The organism is Enterococcus gallinarum (genome assembly GCF_021496385.1).
Taxonomy (GTDB): Bacteria; Bacillota; Bacilli; order Lactobacillales; family Enterococcaceae; genus Enterococcus_D; species Enterococcus_D gallinarum.
This window is the reverse complement of the sequence record NZ_CP050816.1, coordinates 1,994,083-2,011,898: the sequence shown is the minus strand read 5'-3', so window position 1 is coordinate 2,011,898 and position 17,816 is coordinate 1,994,083. Positions and strand designations below refer to the sequence as shown.

The 17,816-nt window shown below is 40.6% G+C and carries 18 protein-coding genes; 5 read left to right on the top strand and 13 right to left on the bottom strand.

Annotated elements, in window-relative coordinates; all coding sequences use genetic code 11:
• Nucleotides 1–49: 49 nt before the first annotated feature.
• Nucleotides 50–760 carry a DUF4811 domain-containing protein gene (locus HED61_RS10020; protein WP_060815127.1) on the bottom strand — a complete coding sequence of 237 codons (711 nt, stop codon included), beginning with the start codon at nucleotides 758–760 and terminating at the stop codon, nucleotides 50–52.
• On the bottom strand, nucleotides 757–2,235 hold the full coding sequence (locus HED61_RS10015; protein WP_060815128.1) for an MDR family MFS transporter: 1,479 nt from the start codon (nucleotides 2,233–2,235) through the stop codon (nucleotides 757–759). Before HED61_RS10015 ends, HED61_RS10020 begins: the two co-directional genes overlap by 4 nt.
• A 136-nt stretch (nucleotides 2,236–2,371) precedes the next feature.
• On the opposite strand from HED61_RS10015, the gene HED61_RS10010 reads away from it, so the two are divergent.
• Nucleotides 2,372–2,839, top strand: a complete 468-nt coding sequence (locus HED61_RS10010; RefSeq protein WP_195957703.1) for a MerR family transcriptional regulator — start codon at nucleotides 2,372–2,374, stop codon at nucleotides 2,837–2,839.
• 67 nt (nucleotides 2,840–2,906) lie between these two features.
• Here the strand turns inward: HED61_RS10010 and HED61_RS10005 are convergent, their stop codons facing one another.
• Both HED61_RS10005 and HED61_RS10000 read right to left on the bottom strand, forming a co-directional pair.
• A complete protein-coding gene (locus tag HED61_RS10005) occupies nucleotides 2,907–3,254 on the bottom strand; it encodes a MerR family transcriptional regulator (RefSeq protein WP_103300079.1) in 348 nt (115 codons plus the stop codon).
• Between the two features lie 187 nt (nucleotides 3,255–3,441).
• Nucleotides 3,442–4,002: a sugar O-acetyltransferase gene (locus HED61_RS10000; protein ID WP_103300078.1), complete on the bottom strand. Its 561-nt coding sequence runs from the start codon at nucleotides 4,000–4,002 to the stop codon at nucleotides 3,442–3,444.
• Nucleotides 4,003–4,135: 133 nt separating this feature from the next.
• Here HED61_RS10000 and HED61_RS09995 point away from each other — a divergent pair, with 133 nt between their 5' ends.
• The 4 genes from HED61_RS09995 to spxB all read left to right on the top strand — a co-directional run bounded on the left by HED61_RS09995 (nucleotide 4,136) and on the right by spxB (nucleotide 9,026).
• Nucleotides 4,136–5,020: a LysR family transcriptional regulator gene (locus HED61_RS09995; RefSeq protein WP_123836343.1), complete on the top strand. Its 885-nt coding sequence runs from the start codon at nucleotides 4,136–4,138 to the stop codon at nucleotides 5,018–5,020.
• A 136-nt stretch (nucleotides 5,021–5,156) separates the two neighbouring features.
• Entirely contained in the window at nucleotides 5,157–6,020 is an 864-nt protein-coding gene (locus HED61_RS09990; protein ID WP_138371814.1) for an aldo/keto reductase, read from the top strand.
• Between the two features lie 330 nt (nucleotides 6,021–6,350).
• Nucleotides 6,351–7,043 carry an N-acetylmannosamine-6-phosphate 2-epimerase gene (locus HED61_RS09985; RefSeq protein WP_171918126.1) on the top strand — a complete coding sequence of 231 codons (693 nt, stop codon included), beginning with the start codon at nucleotides 6,351–6,353 and terminating at the stop codon, nucleotides 7,041–7,043.
• Between the two features lie 255 nt (nucleotides 7,044–7,298).
• Complete coding sequence (spxB, locus tag HED61_RS09980; protein ID WP_171918134.1) at nucleotides 7,299–9,026, top strand: pyruvate oxidase; 1,728 nt, start codon at nucleotides 7,299–7,301, stop codon at nucleotides 9,024–9,026.
• Between the two features lie 150 nt (nucleotides 9,027–9,176).
• On the opposite strand, the gene HED61_RS09975 is transcribed toward spxB, so the two are convergent.
• The 9 genes from HED61_RS09975 to HED61_RS09940 all read right to left on the bottom strand — a co-directional run bounded on the left by HED61_RS09975 (nucleotide 9,177) and on the right by HED61_RS09940 (nucleotide 17,776).
• The gene (locus tag HED61_RS09975; RefSeq protein ID WP_003127255.1) at nucleotides 9,177–9,434 is read right to left on the bottom strand and encodes a TfoX/Sxy family protein; all 258 of its coding nucleotides are present in this window, start codon (nucleotides 9,432–9,434) and stop codon (nucleotides 9,177–9,179) included.
• 202 nt (nucleotides 9,435–9,636) lie between these two features.
• Nucleotides 9,637–10,467, bottom strand: a complete 831-nt coding sequence (locus HED61_RS09970) for a class I SAM-dependent methyltransferase (protein WP_060815131.1) — start codon at nucleotides 10,465–10,467, stop codon at nucleotides 9,637–9,639.
• Nucleotides 10,468–10,852: 385 nt separating this feature from the next.
• A complete protein-coding gene (gene abc-f, locus HED61_RS09965; RefSeq protein ID WP_195957700.1) occupies nucleotides 10,853–12,322 on the bottom strand; it encodes a ribosomal protection-like ABC-F family protein in 1,470 nt (489 codons plus the stop codon).
• Between the two features lie 351 nt (nucleotides 12,323–12,673).
• Nucleotides 12,674–13,267, bottom strand: coding sequence for a uracil-DNA glycosylase family protein (locus HED61_RS09960; RefSeq protein ID WP_103300073.1), 594 nt, complete (start codon nucleotides 13,265–13,267; stop codon nucleotides 12,674–12,676).
• A 171-nt stretch (nucleotides 13,268–13,438) separates the two neighbouring features.
• Nucleotides 13,439–13,567 (bottom strand): hypothetical protein, encoded by a 129-nt coding sequence (locus HED61_RS16920; RefSeq protein ID WP_257152403.1) that lies wholly within the window; start codon nucleotides 13,565–13,567, stop codon nucleotides 13,439–13,441.
• Nucleotides 13,568–13,794: 227 nt separating this feature from the next.
• Entirely contained in the window at nucleotides 13,795–14,454 is a 660-nt protein-coding gene (locus HED61_RS09955; RefSeq protein WP_103300072.1) for a Crp/Fnr family transcriptional regulator, read from the bottom strand.
• A gap of 497 nt (nucleotides 14,455–14,951) precedes the next feature.
• Complete coding sequence (locus HED61_RS09950) at nucleotides 14,952–15,179, bottom strand: heavy-metal-associated domain-containing protein (RefSeq protein ID WP_060814852.1); 228 nt, start codon at nucleotides 15,177–15,179, stop codon at nucleotides 14,952–14,954.
• A 25-nt stretch (nucleotides 15,180–15,204) separates the two neighbouring features.
• Nucleotides 15,205–17,130, bottom strand: coding sequence for a heavy metal translocating P-type ATPase (locus HED61_RS09945; protein WP_103300071.1), 1,926 nt, complete (start codon nucleotides 17,128–17,130; stop codon nucleotides 15,205–15,207).
• A 226-nt stretch (nucleotides 17,131–17,356) separates the two neighbouring features.
• Complete coding sequence (locus HED61_RS09940; RefSeq protein ID WP_103300070.1) at nucleotides 17,357–17,776, bottom strand: DUF4430 domain-containing protein; 420 nt, start codon at nucleotides 17,774–17,776, stop codon at nucleotides 17,357–17,359.
• Nucleotides 17,777–17,816 lie beyond the last annotated feature (40 nt).

Sequence of the window (17,816 nt, the reverse complement as noted above, 5' to 3'; positions counted from 1 at the left end):
GCTAACTTTTGGCGAATGGTTCAATCACTCTAGTTGCAGAGGGATTTTTTTATTCTTTTTTTGCTTCTTCAATCAGTTTTGCTATTGCTTCTTTTTGATATTCTGCAGTGAATTGACTGATTTTTGCTTTTTGTTCCGCCGCATCCATTGTTGGGTCAGCCATCAAAGCGGCTTGCATCTTCTCTTGAACAAAAGTTTTTGCTTCTGTTTTCATCGCTTCTTGTTGGTTTTCAACAAGACTGGCTAGTTTTTTCGCTTGATCAACAGTTAAGAGAGTCCAAGAATCTGGAAGAGAGAACGTATTCTTTTCACGAATAAACTCTTCATCATTCCCAGCTATTCCAAACAAGAAACGATAAAAATCATTTTTATACGTCCAACGGGTTGTTTTCGTTTCTTTTTGTGCCGATTTGGCATCTTCGACGACATGATTCGTCACATGGTCCATTCTTGTTTGTTTTGGTTTCTTTTGCGACTCATCTGTGCGGTACAAATAGATTTTCTCAGTTCCATCACCCAAAGGTTGATACAACAGCATTGGCAACTGATCATTGTCACTGCTTGAAACTAACGGCTGTGTAGTCGTTGTGGTGGTTTTTTCCATCCCAAAATGTGCGGATAGATTGGCCATCATTGCTGTTAAGCTTAAGACAAAAACCAAACCAAAGAGAAGTGAAATAACAGTTTGGACTTTATTTTTGGCAAAAACATTTAATAACGCAAAGGCAATTACACTGATGACGACAATCACTAACATCATTTGCCGTCACCTCCTTTAAGAACAGTCAACTGAGGCTCTTTTTTCTTCAATGCAAAGGCAATCAAAAAGCCTAAAAAGCCAAAGACAACAGCGACATAAAAAGCAGCATGATAACCAGAAAGCGTTGCTTCGATCGCTTTTTCTTTGTAAGCAAGCGGTGTTGCCTTCAACAAGCCATCACTTGGAAGATTTCCTTTGGTTACATTTGATAAGACACTGATCAAAATCGCCGTTCCAATTGAGCTGGCAACTTGACGGAAAGTATTATTAACTGCTGTACCATGACTGATCAAGTTTCCTGGCAAAGCATTCATACCAGAAGTAGTAACTGGCATCATAACCATGGAAATCCCAAACATACGAATCGCATAAAGAATGACGATATGCAAGATCGGTGTGTCTTTTGTTAAAAAGGCAAAAGGCAATGTTGCAGCAGTCAAAATGAACATACCGGTAATAGCTAAACGCTTTGCCCCATACTTATCAAAAATTGCCCCAGTGATCGGCATCATCGCCCCCATTACCAATGCCCCAGGTAAAAGCATCAAACCAGAATGAAAGGCAGATTCTCCCCGAATATTTTGGATATATAAAGGCAAGACCATTTCTGCGCCCACCATGGCCATATTGGTCACACCTGAAAGAATGGCCGCTAATGTGAATGTTTTCGATGAAAAGACGCGTAATTCCAAAAATGGATGCTCGATGTGCAATTGTCGCCAAGCAAAAAAGGCGATAAACAAGACCCCAACTACTAAGAAACTAATGACCTCCACGCTTCCCCAGCCCTTGTCTCCGACACTGGAAAAACCATACAACAATGTTCCGAAACCGATGGTTGAAAGAATGGCAGAAAAAATATCAATTTTCGGATGAGACAGCTCGATAACACTCTTCATCAAGAAGACAGCTAAGATCAATACTAAAATAACGATTGGAATGACCATTCCAAACAAATAGCGCCAAGTATAGTGGTCAATGATCCAGCCGGATAGTGTTGGGCCTAAAGCTGGTGCCAACCCAATAACGATCCCCGACATTCCCATTGCAGAACCGCGTTTTTCTGGCGGAAAGATCGATAACATGATATTTTGCAACAACGGCATGGAGATACCAACACCGGCAGCTTGAATCAAACGACCTAATAGTAAGATCGAAAAATTAGGTGCTGCAAAACAAGCAATTGTACCAATCAAGAAAATCGTCATGGCAGTTAAATACAAATTTTTCGAATTGAATTTATTAATCAGCCAAGCGGTAATTGGAATCATGATCCCATTAACAAGCAAGAATCCGGTCGTCAACCATTGAACATCAGAAGCCGTAATATCGAAGGCATTCATCAAGGTTGGAAAGGCAGTCGTCAGTAATGTTTGATTCAATACTGTACAAAACGTACCAATCAGCAAAACGACAACCAATAAAGAACGATTGTACGGTTTACCGTATATATCTAAAGGACGATTATTTGTCATATTTCACACTCTTTTCACAAAATTTTTCAACAGCACTATACACTTTAAAACTTTCTCACTTATTTGTCAACCTACTTGACACAAAAGTAAAACAAGTTACAATATAAACAAATACCTTTACAAGAATGGAGAAAGCATGTCTCAAACCTTTCGTAAATTATTAGAAAATGACAATTTGCTGGTAGGGATCAGCGAGCTGAGCCAAATGTGTGAAGTCTCCCCGCGACAGTTACGCTACTGGGAACAAAAAGGATTGATCGAATCGGTCCCTCAAGAAGAGAATGCCCCACGTAAATATCGATTGCCTACGGTAATCAAAGTTGAATTGATCAAACGTTTCCTCGATGAAGGATTCACTTTGACAAAAGCCGTAGAAAAAGCAGAGGAAAAAATTCGGATCGCTCACCATATTCGCAAAGTCTTTACCGGGGTCCTGCAAAATTTGGAAGTAGTCGATGATCGATTCACGATCATCAGTCTTGGACCCATCAATGAATCCAATCAAATTCTGCATATTATTCATGACGATGTTTCCAATCAATTAAACTATGAATTATTACCGGAAAACCAACCCTTGACTATTGATAAATACCAACAACAATAACAGACTTTCAATGATCGAAAAAAGGATTGTCCCAGGCCCTCTTCTAGGCTTGCGACAATCCTTTTTTTCATTGTTGTTCGTAACGCTGAATTTTGCCGTCTAATCGACTCAATGTCTCTTTTAATTCCTCGAAACGTTGGCGTAGATTTTCACGTTCCTCGATCAATAGTTGTTTGCGAGCTTCTTTCGTTCTTTCCCCTTGCTGATACAAATCATTGTATTCAATCAAAGATTCCACTGATAAACCGGCGCTGCGCATGCATTTAATAAAATCAATCCATTGGATATCTTCTTCTGAATAATCCCGTACGCCATTGCTGGTACGTTTGATTTGCGGCAATAAGCCCACCCGCTCGTAATACCTTAAAGTTACAGGGGTCAATGAAACGATTTTTGCTACTTCTGAAATAGTCATTCGACTACACTCCTTTAATGACTTTGTTGTCCTCTTATGTGGCTGTGCCATAAGTCTTCTAGTAACACTATCCGAAACTATTATTGCTTCTGCGGTGCAGGGACTCTTCGCCGCAAAAGTAGGAGTCTAGAGCAATAGCATAGGAATCGGTTTAACTTGTTGAATGATGACTTATGACACAGTCCCGTCAAGCGATCGTTTTGACGATTTTTGCTGGTGTGCCAGCTACGACCACATTGGCAGGAACGTCTTTGGTTACCGTCGCATCTGCTGCCACGATGGCATTTTCTCCTACCGTTACTCCCGGTAAAATCGTCGCATTTGCACCAATCCATGCATTTTTCTTGATGACAATAGGTGCCACCCATAACCCACGACGCTTCTTCGGATCAGTCAGATGGTTGACAGTTATCAGACGAGCACCAGGTCCGATCAATACATGGTCTTTAATAAAAATACCACCTAAGTCAACAAAAGTCACATTAATATTAAGATAGACATTCCGACCAAATTGGATATGTCGTCCATAATCTGTATAAAAGGGCGTATTGACTGTTACGGACGCATCAATCTTTTCACCAGTGATCTGCTCGAGATACGCTCTGATTTTGTCAGCTGAATGGTACCCTTGATTCATTTCTCGAACCATCCGCTCATTGTATTCTTTGTATTGGTGGATTCGTTGAAAAATTGGTGCGTCTGCTAAAAGTTCACGATTGACTAGTTGTTGTTGAAAAGCACGATCCATATTTATTGCCTCATTTCATTCAAAGTTGTTGACTTTAGCATACTCCGTTAAAATAAAGATAACTAATACTTAATATGAATATAGAATAATTCCTTAAAGTTATAATACAAATAATCAAACGGAGGACGAGGAGATGGAACTACGTGTGATCAACTATTTTTTGGCGGTGGTCCGAGAAGGCACCATTACCAGAGCTGCCCAAACATTGCACCTATCCCAACCTACCCTTTCTAAGCAATTACAAGAATTAGAAGCTGAGTTAGGAACCAGGTTATTTGAAAGAGGTAGCCGAGAAATTCGATTGACAGATGAAGGTCGCTATTTCTACGAACGAGCCAAGGAGATCCAGCAATTGGTATCTACGACGAAGGCCAATCTTACTACGAAAGAACATATCAGCGGTGAGCTTACGATTGGCGGTGGCGAAACAGAAGCCTTTCGTTTGCTGGCTGAAATCATCACCGCTTTCCAAAAAAAACATCCTGCCGTCCTCACGCATATCTATAGTGGGAACGCAGATGATGTATTAGACAGAATCAATCGTGGATTGCTCGATTTTGGCTTAGTGATCGATCCTGTCGACAAGCAAAAATATGAGTATCTTCAGCTGCCCCATCAAGATCACTGGGGATTGTTACTCCGGGAAGATCACCCATTGGCGACTAAATCAGCGATTTCTGCATCCGATCTAGCGAAGGTCCCTCTTCTTGTTTCTCGTCAAACACAGGTGAACCAACAGTTGACAGATTGGCTGGGACAGTCGATTTCAGCGCACCAAATCGTAGGTACGTACAATTTGCTCTACAATGCTTCTCTTTTGGTTCAAAGTGGAGCTGGCTGTGCCTTATGTTTGGCGGGAATCGTGAATACCAAAGGAACTCCCTTAACTTTTATCCCATTGTCCCCTGCTTTCACCGCCAGAGTGAATCTTATTTGGAAAAAGCATCAGACATTTTCTCAAGCTGCTCAAGTATTTCTGTCAAAGGTTCAAGAAACATTTTCTTCTAAAAAAAATTAAACACTTACCTTTTGTTCTTCTGACCCATTCTTTCTGGTCACTTTCCCTATATTTTATTACTGAAACTTTTTTCTTGCCTTAAAGTCCAGGTGAAGTAGTATGCTAGATTTAGTACAAAAAGAAAGAAGGAAATAACATGATGAATGAAACATTTACGCTATCAAATGGTGTGTCGATTCCTAAAATTGGTTATGGTACATGGATGATTGAAGATAGTAAAGCGGCTGAAGCTGTAAAAAAAGCGATTGAAGTCGGTTATCGCCATATTGACACTGCCCAAGCATATCAAAATGAACGTGGGGTTGGTGAAGGCATTCGCTCGTCTGGCATCAATCGCCAAGAATTATTCGTAACGACGAAATTGGCAGCTGAAATCAAAAATTACGCTGAAGCCACAGATGCAATCAACGCCTCATTGGATCGTTTAGGATTGGATTACATTGATTTGATGATCATTCATAGTCCGAAACCATGGGCTGCCTTCCAAGAGGATGAGCATTACTTTGAAGGAAATGTCGCCGCTTGGCAAGCGCTGGAAGATGCCTACAAAGAAGGAAAAATCCGGGCAATTGGGGTCTCAAATTTTGAAAAAGCAGACTTACAAAACTTATTTGATTACGGTACGATCAAACCAATGGTCAATCAAATTTTAGCCCATATTGGTCATACCCCCTTCGACTTGATCGACTATTGTCAAAAAAATCATCTGCTTGTGGAGGCTTACTCTCCGATTGCTCATGGAGAAATGATGGCAAATCATGAAATTACCGCTATGGCTGAAAAATATCACGTTTCAGTACCGCAGCTAGCGATTCGCTATTGCCTCCAACTAGATCTCCTTCCTTTACCAAAAACAGTATCCATGGAACATATGAAGAACAACGCTGATGTGTCTTTTGCAATTTCAGAAGAAGATATGACTCACTTAAAAGGAATCACTATGAATGATTATGGCTCGAACAATGAGATTCCTGTGTTCAAACGGGCCGCTACAAAATAATTGCAACGAAAGATCGCTTTTCCAGAAACAGCTCTGCCTTGGTGCTGATGTTTTTGGAAAAGTTTTTTGTTTAAAAACTTAAGTTACCAAGTAGTTGCTGCAGTTGTTGTGGCTATAGTCGCTGTTTTTGACCTTCACTTTTAAGAAAGACTGCCTGCTGAAAGCAGAAATAATCGGTTTTCACAGGGATCTTTGGCCATTGACTCATTCAGAGAGAAATCATTTACAAGAGCTATTTTTCCATGCTATAGTCCCTTTGAAGACCCTCGATCGAATTTCAGATTGAAGGCTATTGCTAGTCAGTTGATTGATAATTAGGAGGCAACGTCCATGAACAAAACAGAATTTTTACAAGCAATATCTGGTGGCTTGATCGTTTCTTGTCAAGCTCTGCCAGGGGAACCCTTTTATACCGAAGAAGGTGGCGTGATCCCTCTTTTTGCGGTGGCAGCTCAAGAAGCAGGTGCGGTCGGAATTCGTGCCAACTCTGTACGAGACATCCAGCAAATCAAAGAAAAAGTGTCCTTGCCAATCATCGGTATCATAAAAAGAGACTACCTACCTGAAGAACCGTTCATCACTGCTACGATGCGCGAAGTAGATGAATTAGTTGCAACCGATGTCGAAGTCATTGCGCTGGATTGTACTTTGCGAAAAAGGCACGATGGTCTAACCATCAATGCATTTATCAAAAAAATCAAAGAAAAGTATCCTGACCAGCTGCTGATGGCAGATATTGCGACTTTTGAAGAAGGCCGCAATGCTTACCAAGCTGGGGTCGATTTTGTTGGCACAACATTAGCGGGTTATACCAAAGACCGTGAGCCAACAAATGGACCCGACCTCGAACTGATCCAACAACTTGTCGCTGAACAGTTGCCCGTCATCGCTGAAGGAAGAATTCATTCTCCTGAACAAGCCAAACAAGTTCAGCGTCTAGGGGTTGCAGGTATCGTGGTAGGCGGTGCGATTACCCGCCCCAAAGAAATCGCGGCTCGTTTTATCACAGAATTATCCAATTAGTTTCATAAAGAATCGCATACTTCTAGGGCTTCTAGCGAACAAGCCTCTGATGGCTGAATAAGGGTACCATGATTTTAGATGCATCTGACACAGGTGCATCTTTTTTTGCAGGTATTCTATTCTTTGTACTATTTTTCCTCTGTTGAATTTGATTGCTGATAACCGGGAGTTTCCCTTGTGAGTCGAGTCACATTTTTTGTTGTCTTTTTTAGAATACTTTATACTGAAAGAAAGAGGAGAAAGTGAGTGAAGAAAATGACAAAAATCAATGCAGGTGTCGCCATGGTAAAAGTCTTTGAGGCTTGGGGGATCGATCACATTTATGGCATTCCCGGCGGTTCATTTAATTCCACAATGGATGCACTATACCAAGAACGCGAATCCGTTCGCTATATCCAAGTTCGCCATGAAGAAGCAGGTGCTCTCGCCGCCGCTGCTGATGCCAAACTAACTGGTAAAGTCGGGGCTGTCTTTGGCTCAGCAGGCCCTGGAGCTACCCACCTAATCAATGGATTGTATGATGCTCAAATGGATAATGTGCCCGTAGTAGCATTACTCGGTCAAGTGGCATCAAGTTCAATGAATTACAATGATTTCCAAGAAATGAATGAAAATCCGATGTTTGCGGATGTCAGCATCTACAATCGAACGGTCATGTCCCCTGAAAGTCTACCACACGTGGTAGATGAAGCTATCAAGGCTGCCTATAAATTTCGGGGCGTCGCTGTCGTGACGATTCCCGTTGATTTTGGCTTTAAAGAGATTGAAGCCCAAGAGATCGCCACAGCCAAAAACCATAAAACTGGGGTGATCCTACCTAATGAAGCAGACTTAAAAGCTGCCCTCCCCTATTTTGAACAAGCAAAAAAACCCGTTCTTTATATTGGACAAGGGGTATTCGGCGGATTTCCAGCGATCAAAGAATTTTCCGAGTTCTTTTCAATGCCAGTTGCGGCTTCTGTTTTGGCGAAAGGAATCGTTCCTGATATGTATAAGAATTTTCTTGGCTTTGCCGGAAGAGTTGCCACAAAACCTGCGAACGAAGCACTAGCCGAAGCGGATCTGATTGTCTTCGTGGGGAGCGATTTTCCATTTGGTCGTCGTTTCTTTAATCCGAAAGCCAATTTTGTTCAAGTTGACATTGACTCCTCGAAATTTGGGCGTCGGCACAACACAGATGTCTCAGTGTTAGGCGATGGGATCACTGCGTTGAATCAATGGGTCACCCTAGGAACCGAACGACCAGCAGACCAATGGCTGGCAGTAAATCAAGAAAACATTGTTCGCTGGCATGCTTGGCGCCATCACTTTGACACCAATCAACAAGCTCCTCTTCGTCCAGAACCGATCTTCAAAGAAATTAACCGCATTGCCGAGCCGAATGCGATTTTCGTCAGTGATGTCGGAAATGTGACGATCAACAGTATTCGACATTTAGACATGACAGGAGAACAGCGTTTTACCACTTCTGGCTGGTTCGCTACGATGGGGAACGGTGTTCCAGGAGGAATTGCCGCCCAATTGAGTTTCCCCGATCGCCAAGTCTTTACATTGAGTGGGGATGGCGGTTTCGCCATGCAAATGCAGGATATTTTGACCCAAGTCAAATACCAATTACCAATCATCAATATCGTCTTCTCTAATGATTCTTTTGGATTTATTGAAGCAGAACAAGAGGATACCGAACAAAAGAAATTTGGAGTCTTTCTAGAAGGCGCAGACTTTGGGAAAGTTGGGGAAGCACTTGGTGCAAAAGGATATACCATCACTCGTTACGAAGACCTAACACCTGCTTTTGATGCAGCAAAAACCAGCAACGGCCCTGTAGTTATTGATATCAAGATCGAAAATGCTCGTCCACTTCCTGTAGAGGAATTGAAATTGGATCCAGAAAAATTTTCGGCAGCTGAAATCGCCGCCTTTAAAGAAAAATACCAAGTCCAAGAAATGCCTACTTTGAGAGAACTGCTTAAAGGTAATTAGCATAAAGCTATGCCCTAAGAAACAAAAAAGACCGAACAATCAATCTGACACTTCCAATGTTTTTCGCGGAAGTTGTCAGGCATTGTTTGGTCTTTCTTTTTTGTGTTTTAGATCACAAATCTGATTGGTTTGACTCCCTTTGCAAATCAATCAAGAAACAGTCTGGAAAAACGTTCGCAATTCTTGCTTTCTTGCAGCTGAAATCTGCGTTTTAGGAATTCCTTGTATTGCTCCCTCAATCCCATAGAGCATGTGTAGACAAGCCCCGGGATCCCGTTGGGTACGAATACGCATAAAAATGGTTTCTGCTGTTGCAGACTTCATTTTCTCCACCGAATCGATGCCAATCGCATGCAAGTGTTCGGCAAGAACCTTTCCTACATTCGGTATTTTTTGTAATTCTTCCATGATACGCCTCCTCTCAACGATGTTTCTGCAGTTTTATATTTATTGCACAAATCTTGTTTGATTGTTACCCTATATTCCTTCACAAATCTGCATTAATTTGATGGGCAGAAAAAGGAAGCTTCATCAGAAACAATAAGACTTTTTTCATTTTATCCCTCCTCTTCATTTTAGCGAATTGTCCCCTAAAATGTAACCCTACCGTTTACTTCTTTAGCAACATCGCGATTGTTTCACTCTCTTTCGTATAGCTTTCGCCACAAACGTTGCTATAAAGCTGATACTCTTTAAATCCAACCGCAGCCAGTTCGGCAGCCAATGAGTGCTCTGTAAAACAACTAGTCCACACATTGTAAGTTATCTGATCCTCTTGAGTGATCACCATTGTTTGATCTAGCCAAACAAAGTTGGGATATTTACTGGTCTTATTCAATGCAAGATAGGAGTTCTCGCTCCAAAAGCCAGCTCCTTCTGAGTAGTCCCATGATTGCTGCACTACAGTCTGATCATATTTCGTTGCACTAAAGACATCTAGCAAGAATTTTCCGCCAGGCTTCAACCAGCGATAAATGTTTGCTGCCAGCAGATGTCGATCGTTTGCAGATAATGCACCAAAGTCGCAATAGATCATCACGATCAAATCAAAAGTTTCTGTCAATTCCATCTCAAGGTAGTCTTGTTTTAGGTAGGAAATAGGCAACTGTTTTTTTCGTGCAGACTCTTTTGCATAGTCGATCGACCGCTTTGAGAAATCTACCCCTGTTACTTGATAGCCAGATTCAGCAAACAATTCTGAATAGAGCCCTGGTCCACACCCTAGATCAAGAAGGGTTGGATAATCTGCTGGTGGAACTTTTTGACAGATCCAGCTAGCAGATTTTTTGATAAAGGACCGATTTCGACTGGCCCCATCTATACTCGGATCCAAATGATTTTCTAGCATTTTCTGAGAAATATAGTCATCTGTCCAGAATGGGGTATCGGTTTGTTGATAGATTTTTGGCTGTTTAATGAAGTCTTTCATTTTGTTTCGCATTTTTCTGCTCCTTTGATTGATTATTTGTGTAACTGAATAGTTTTCTTTAGTCCTCCTTTTGCATGATTACTATAAAAGAATAAAAAAAAGCGATGGTTACCCATCGCTTCCGTGAAAAGAGAAGTTAGAGTAAGATAAAATCAATAGCTAGGCAACTTAAATAAACCTACAAAAGCGGTTATTTTTAGCCTGTTCAATTGATTTTATTTACTCTTTTCCAGTCATACCTATAGCACTGATTGTGTACTATCAGCTATGCCGAATTTCATCACCTGTTCATTCAATTATGACTATACTTTACCACATTAAAGCAGTTGCAGCAAACCCTTTCACGATTTTGCGTTCAACGTTACGAGCATATGCGATTAAGAAAATGGCCATACGTTTAAGTGATTTTTTTAAGTTTTTGATCAACGACTTGATAGACCTCATTAGCAACTTGATCAACAAATAATTGATCATGAGAAGTAAATATAACTGTTCCAAGATAATCCCTCATTAGTTTTTCCAGGGCTTCAATCGTAGGAAGATCAATAAAATTAGTTGGTTCATCCAAAATGAGAACATTTGCTGGTTTAACAAAAAGCAGCGCAATTTGAACTCGTGTCGCTTCTCCTCCGCTCAAATTTTTTACGGGCTTTAAAATTTCTGTTTGATAAAAACCAAGGTTATGCAAAATACTTCTGACAAATGATTCAGAATAATCGGTTTGTTTCATTAAATAAACAAGAATTGATTCCGATTCAGTCATTTTATAGGACAATTGTTGGTAACTAGCAAAAACTACCTTAGGAGATAAGACAATTCCTTTACCATCATTTAAAATATGATTCAATAAAGTCGTTTTTCCACAACCATTTGCACCTACAATCGCGATACGCTTTCCTAATCCAAATTGAAAATCACAATCATCAAACAAAACTCTCTGTTCATATTGAATTGAAACGTTGTCTCCTTTTATAGGATAAGGATTATGAATTTCTATGCCTTTTGGTGCTGGAAAAATAATTTGTCTCGGCTCAGTCAATGAATGATGCTCACCTAAATGATCCAAACGGCTTTTCATTGCCTTTGCTGTTTTATGAAGATTCTTTTGAATTGTATCCTTTTGTTTGGATGATGCCAATCGATCAGGACGACTATTTTTCTGCTGCATTTTTTTAGAAACTTTACTAATCTTTTCAGCTTGCTGAAGTTTACTTTCAATCGCCGCTTCCAAGCGCTTCTTTTCTTTCAAGTGACTTTCAAGCGCATGTTTTTGATGCAGTAATTCCATTTCCTTTTGCTGTTTATACGCATCAAAGTTTCCGTGATATTCCCGTACACACCCCTGATCAATTTCCCAAATTTTCGTTGCTAATTGGTTCAAGAAAAACCGATCATGACTGACAAAAAGCAATGTACCATAGTAATGCCTCAACTCCTCAATAAGCAATGAAATACTTTTCTGATCCAGATGGGTGGTAGGTTCATCCAACAAAAGACCCATTTCATAGTTCGATAGTGTTCGAACCAATCGTGACTTTGCGGCTTCCCCACCGCTCCAGCTATCCATTGAATGTTTTGGTAACGAAAAGCGGCTCATGATTTCCCAGTCAACGGATGAAAAATCGTAAGAATCCTCGATCCCTCCAATTTGGGCAAAATAATTAAAGGTCGTGGTTGTCTGAATCGTGCCACTATCAGGCTGGATTTCTCCAGTAATTAATTTTAACAGTGTTGACTTTCCTTCACCATTTCTACCAATGATCCCGATTCGTTCTCCATGATAGGCGGATAACGCCTCAATTGACAAGACTTCTTTAGCGCCATATTGTTTTTTGATCTGTTTGAATTGGACTGTTAATGTTTCCATGAATGATCTCCCTCTCTCGTCTAGGAAAAAGGAAAACACAAAAAAGGCATAGCCTGGCGCTATCCCTTCATAAATAATTGGAAAAGTAGACACTCATCCCTTGAAATCGCGATCACCTAGACTTTTGAATAGTATTAAATTAACGATTCAAAAGATCGATCCACAATTTCATTGCCGCTGTCATGACTTTTCCTCCTTCAGTAAATGATTTCCTTAAGTATAGCAGATCCGAAAATACTTGTACAGAAAGGTTCGCATGAGTTCGCTGGAAGTCCCTTACACCAGTGTGTCCTATAATTTCAGCGGAAGATCTGTCATCCTGCGAGCTCATGGGATCGTCTGCTAATCAAATCATTCCTTCGTAATCACTTGATACATTTTCGCGATATCCTCGGCTGCCATCGTGACTTTAGATTTTTCGATCAATACATTCTTCCCTGTCATAATATAAGAAGGCAATAAGCGGATCTTTCCATAGTAGATTTCAGTCTGGCGTATTTTATAAGTTGCAACGGAGGGAATCGCATTCTTTTTTTGCTGCTTTTTGGCGATTTGATTGAAGGCTTTTTTGGCGACATCCCCCATTAGCATAATCACTTCAATATTTGGAAATAATGACAACTCTTTTTCTAATAGCGGTAGATTTTCAGTGATCGTTTGTGTTTCAATTGTCGTCGTGTGTTTTGGCGTTTTGATCGCATTGGTCAAATAAATCCCTAAATCCAATAAGTCATGGGCAGAATCTACATAGATCCCAGCTTGTTGAAACAACGGCAACGTCGTAGAAAGATAAGCGCCATCTGTTGCCCCATAAAAATCATCTGTTGGATCTAGGGGAACGACTTCATTGATCAATACTGCTTTAATGGTTTTCGGATCGACTTCAATATCATTCAAAAAAATACTTTTTTCTGCTCCAGCCATCAATGCCTCTTTCACATTCATTTTCTCACTCCGTTCCTATTCTCTTTTCCTTAATCATACAAAAGGAAAGCGGCGAAGTCGAGGAGTACTTTGTGTTGAGAAAATCAGTCGGTACCCCTCTCTAAAAGAGACAAAAAACTGCGTAAGGAGGATTTCCTTACGCAGTTATACTCAATGAGTCGCGCTCATTTATTACTTATTGAAAATCTTTGGTCCTTTACGCATATTCTTGCGATCATTTTTTGGTGTGTCCATTTGTTTCGAACGGCCACCACCTTGTTTCTTTTTGATCAGTTCAAGCATTTTTTCTTTTTGGTTCACTATTTCCACCTCGTTTTCCCCAGACCCTCTCTTATCTGATAAAACAAATCACTTTGATAAAAGAATTTAGCATCCTGATTAAATCTACTTGGATTTTGACCGTTTGTCAATCGTTGATTGCACAATCTACTGAAATTCAGAAGGTTTGCACTGATTTATTGGCAGATGTGAGGTCCCCTTCGCGGGAAACGGATGGTAAAGCTGCTTTTGAATAAAAGTCTCTTTCTTTAAAGATCTGCTAACTGATCTTGGTCAAGCAGCCACACCGTTCGCTTATTGCGGCGGATCCATTGTTTCTCTTCAAAGCGTTTTAATTTTCTTGAAAGAGTTTCGGGTGTGGTTCCTAAAAACAACGCCAGCTCCTTCATTTTCATAGGCAGCACAACTTGATCTGATTCGGCAACTTTTGCTAGATCTAGTAGATAAGTTGCTAATCGTTCATCAACTTTTTCCATCATCAGAAAGCGTGCTTGCTGCTCGACTTTTAGCATTTTTTGCGCATTTATTTCTAATAATTTCAAACTTAGCTGGGGGTAATCCAGCAACAGCTGCGTAAAATCTCGCTGTTTGAGAACACAAACTTCTGTTTTCTCCAACGCTTCTCCAAACAATAGTTCGTTTCGAACACCAAATAGTTGTTTCTCTCCCTCATAGCCACCGGGTTCAATGACACGCAGGACTTGCTCTTTGCCATTAGCGGAAAGCTGATAGACCTTCAAGCTTCCACGAGCAACGATCACTAACTGATCAGCACTGGTTGGGGTAAATATCAGTTCCCCTTTTTCCTTAATGTGATGTGTAACCAGCATGTGAATCACTCGTTGATCCGTTTCATCTAAATGATTGAACAATGGCACTAATGAAACACACATATGATCCTTTGCCATGGAAATCCTCTCCTATTCGCTACCAGTTTCCCCGTAAAATTGTCCTATCCAAGGAATCAATGGCCTTGCAATCACGCAGAAAATTCTTTAGAAAACTCAAAAACTCAGTCCTGCCGAACTTCTTTTATAGAATGTCTCAAACAGCAACAACAGCTGCGATTGCTCAACAGCCATGCATGTTAACACGCGACGTTTCTTTTTTAATGTACCACTTTTTTTGAGCATCGTACACCCACCAATTAGCACTAGTGTTGACATAAATTTCTGGAAGTTTACTACTTGATGCACCCATTCAAGGATTCCTTCTTCATCAATACTGTTGAGACTAAATCTCCTTGTTGAAGCCTACCCGACTGCTTTGAAATAAGCCATTAATCCCGTGATCGTCTAACGGCTAAATCTATACACGAAAAAATAATTAACGATAGTAATAGAAAAGATCCATTATCCCTTTCCTATTAACTTCCTTCGGCTTCATTCCTTTGTTTCAAGTAATATCAAGCCAACTCTTTTAGTTGAATCCCTTCAACGACATAACCTAGCGTTTCGATCACTTGTTGGATTTCTTGCGGAGTGATGATTTCTGGTTGAAATTCTACTTTCACTTTACTGGCATTGAACAGAACATTCACTTTTGTTACACCAGACTGGCGACTCAACCCTTGTTCGATTTTTTGCATACAAGATGGACAAGTTAAGGTTTGTAATTGAATAATTGATTTCATGACTATTCCTCCTTTATTGATAGTCTTATTTTAATTCTTCTTGTGTCACTAATAATTGATTTGTATCAAGTTTTGACTTATTTGGTTTCGCCAGCAAGCGCATCGCGTTCAAGACAACAAGCAAAATACTTAACTCATGGAAAAACATCCCGCTGGCCATATAGATGAAGCCAAAGACCAAACCTACTAACAAGAATAAAACAGTTCCTAACGCAATCAGAATGTTTTCTTTCATCTTTCTGACGGTTCTTTTCGTTAGTTGATAGGCATAATTTAGTTGCTCGATCCGTGATTGAATCAATACAATATCAGAGGTTTCGACTGCCACATCTGTCCCATTGCCCATCGCAATCCCAATATCAGCAAGTGCAATTGAAGGACTATCATTGATGCCATCTCCCACGAAAGCAACTATTTCCCCTTTTTTCTGTAAATGTCGAATAAAGTCCGCTTTTTCTTCAGGTAAAAGCTCACCATGAATCTCTGTTAACCCTAACGTGTGGCCAATCAAATTTGCGGTGTGTTGATGGTCTCCAGTCAGCATGATCAGCCGTTTTATGCCGCTTTTTCTCAGTGCATGAATCGTTTCTGACGCCCCTGAACGAATCGCATCTTTGATACCAAATAATTGAGTCAATTGCTGATCACACGCTACTAAAACGATTGAATGACCCTGTCCTCGTAATTCATCTTCCTGCCGTTGTACCTCCATCGATAGCTCGATCCCTTGTTCAATCATAAATTGTCTGTTACCGATCAACACATCATGGCCATTTGCAACCGCCTGTACACCGCGTCCCTTATGGATCTTCGTCTGCTCCACATGGACTGCTTCCCAACTTTCCCCGACAGTTCTTGTATACTGAAGTATCGCTTGACCTAATGGATGATCGGATTCTGCTTCTACGGCTGCCGTTAAGACTAAATCGTCTTTATCGGTAAAAATCTTTGCGGCAGTCACACTTGGCTTGCCTTCAGTCAATGTCCCTGTTTTATCAAAAACAATCGTATCGACACGGCTGAAAGTAGCCATGACTTCGCTGCCTTTAATCAGTACTCCATTCTTGGCACCATTCCCGATCCCCGCAACATTGGCGACCGGAACACCGATAATAAGCGCTCCGGGGCATCCTAGCACCAGTAGCGTGATCGCTAGACGAATCTCTTTAGTAATCAAGCCTATGAGAACAGCCAGCACCAAAATCAGAGGTGTATAATAGGTGGCAAAACGGTCAATCAAACGTTCGGCAGCTGATTTGCTATCTTGTGCCTCTTCAACGAGTTCAATGATTTTACCAAATGTCGTCTCTTCTCCAACTTTTTGAGCTTGGATTTTTAATGTACCGTTTTCGAGAATCGTTCCTGCAAAAACCATTGCGCCTACTGCTTTTCTAACAAGTTCAGCTTCTCCTGTCACTGTTGCTTCTTTTAAGTAGCCCGATCCTTCAACAATCATGCCATCCACTGGCACTTGAGCACCTGCTTTCACCAGCAAGCGATCCCCCACTTTGACTTCTTCAATTGCTACTTCTGCCGTCTTTTCAACGGCGTCTTCATTCGCTGAGGGGATATATTTCCAGGCTTTTGCCGGCGACATATTGATGAGAGATTGAATTGCTGATCGCGTATGGGCTAACGTTTTTTGTTCAAGAACATGACCAAACAAAAAAAGAAAGGTCACAATAGCTGATTCATTGTATTCCCCAATAAAAAGGGCGCCCAGCACTGCCACAGTCACTAATAAGTCAATACTAAGGACTTTCACTTTTGCCGCTTGATAAGCTTGGATAGCAATGGGAAGACCACCAATAACAGAAGCAATAAACAAGCAACTCTCATAGAGTACCTGCTGCTGCAATAAATATTTCCCACCAAATGCAGTGACGATCAGACAACCGCTGATTATTGTCAGCAACACTTGGTTTGCTTGTATCTTTTTTTGGATCTTCAATGTCTCCACTCCTTTTTTGTTTGTAGGGATGATTCAGCGCTAGTTTAACGAAAAGGAGCGAAAAACAAATTGATTTGTATCAAGAAAAAAAGAGCTGCAACATAAGTAGCAACTCGAGGATACTGAATGGCACGATACATCGTGCAAGCCAAAGAGACCTGCTGGATCCTAGTCCTTATTGGGGGGCCTCGGTTGAAAACATATGTTACACCTCTTAAAGGGTGAGTTAGAATGCTTGTAAATTAAAAGTGATCGTATCAGCTTTTTTCAAAAACAGCTCTTGGGCACCTTTATCACTCATTTCATCATTGACTGTATAGACCCAAAATACATTGTTCTTTTGATCTTGACTCATTCCATCGATCGAAGTGATAAAGCCATCTTTTTCTTCAATCGTAAAGTTTTCTTTCATTACTTTCAGTAGTGATTCATTTTCTTGAAAAGCAACTTCTTTTGAGGTGACTTCCTCACCTTTATTCGTGATAACAATCGTAGCTGTTAATTGTTTCTGATCAACAGAACGTTCTGTGCTTTCTGCACTTTGTGCATTTTGGGTATTTTCTGAAGATGTACGCGTATTTCCTTGACAGCCACTAGTGACAAATAATCCGCCTAACAACACGGTTACGACTAACAATTTTTTCATTTATTTATTCCTTCCCGACATACGTCATTAAAATCTACTC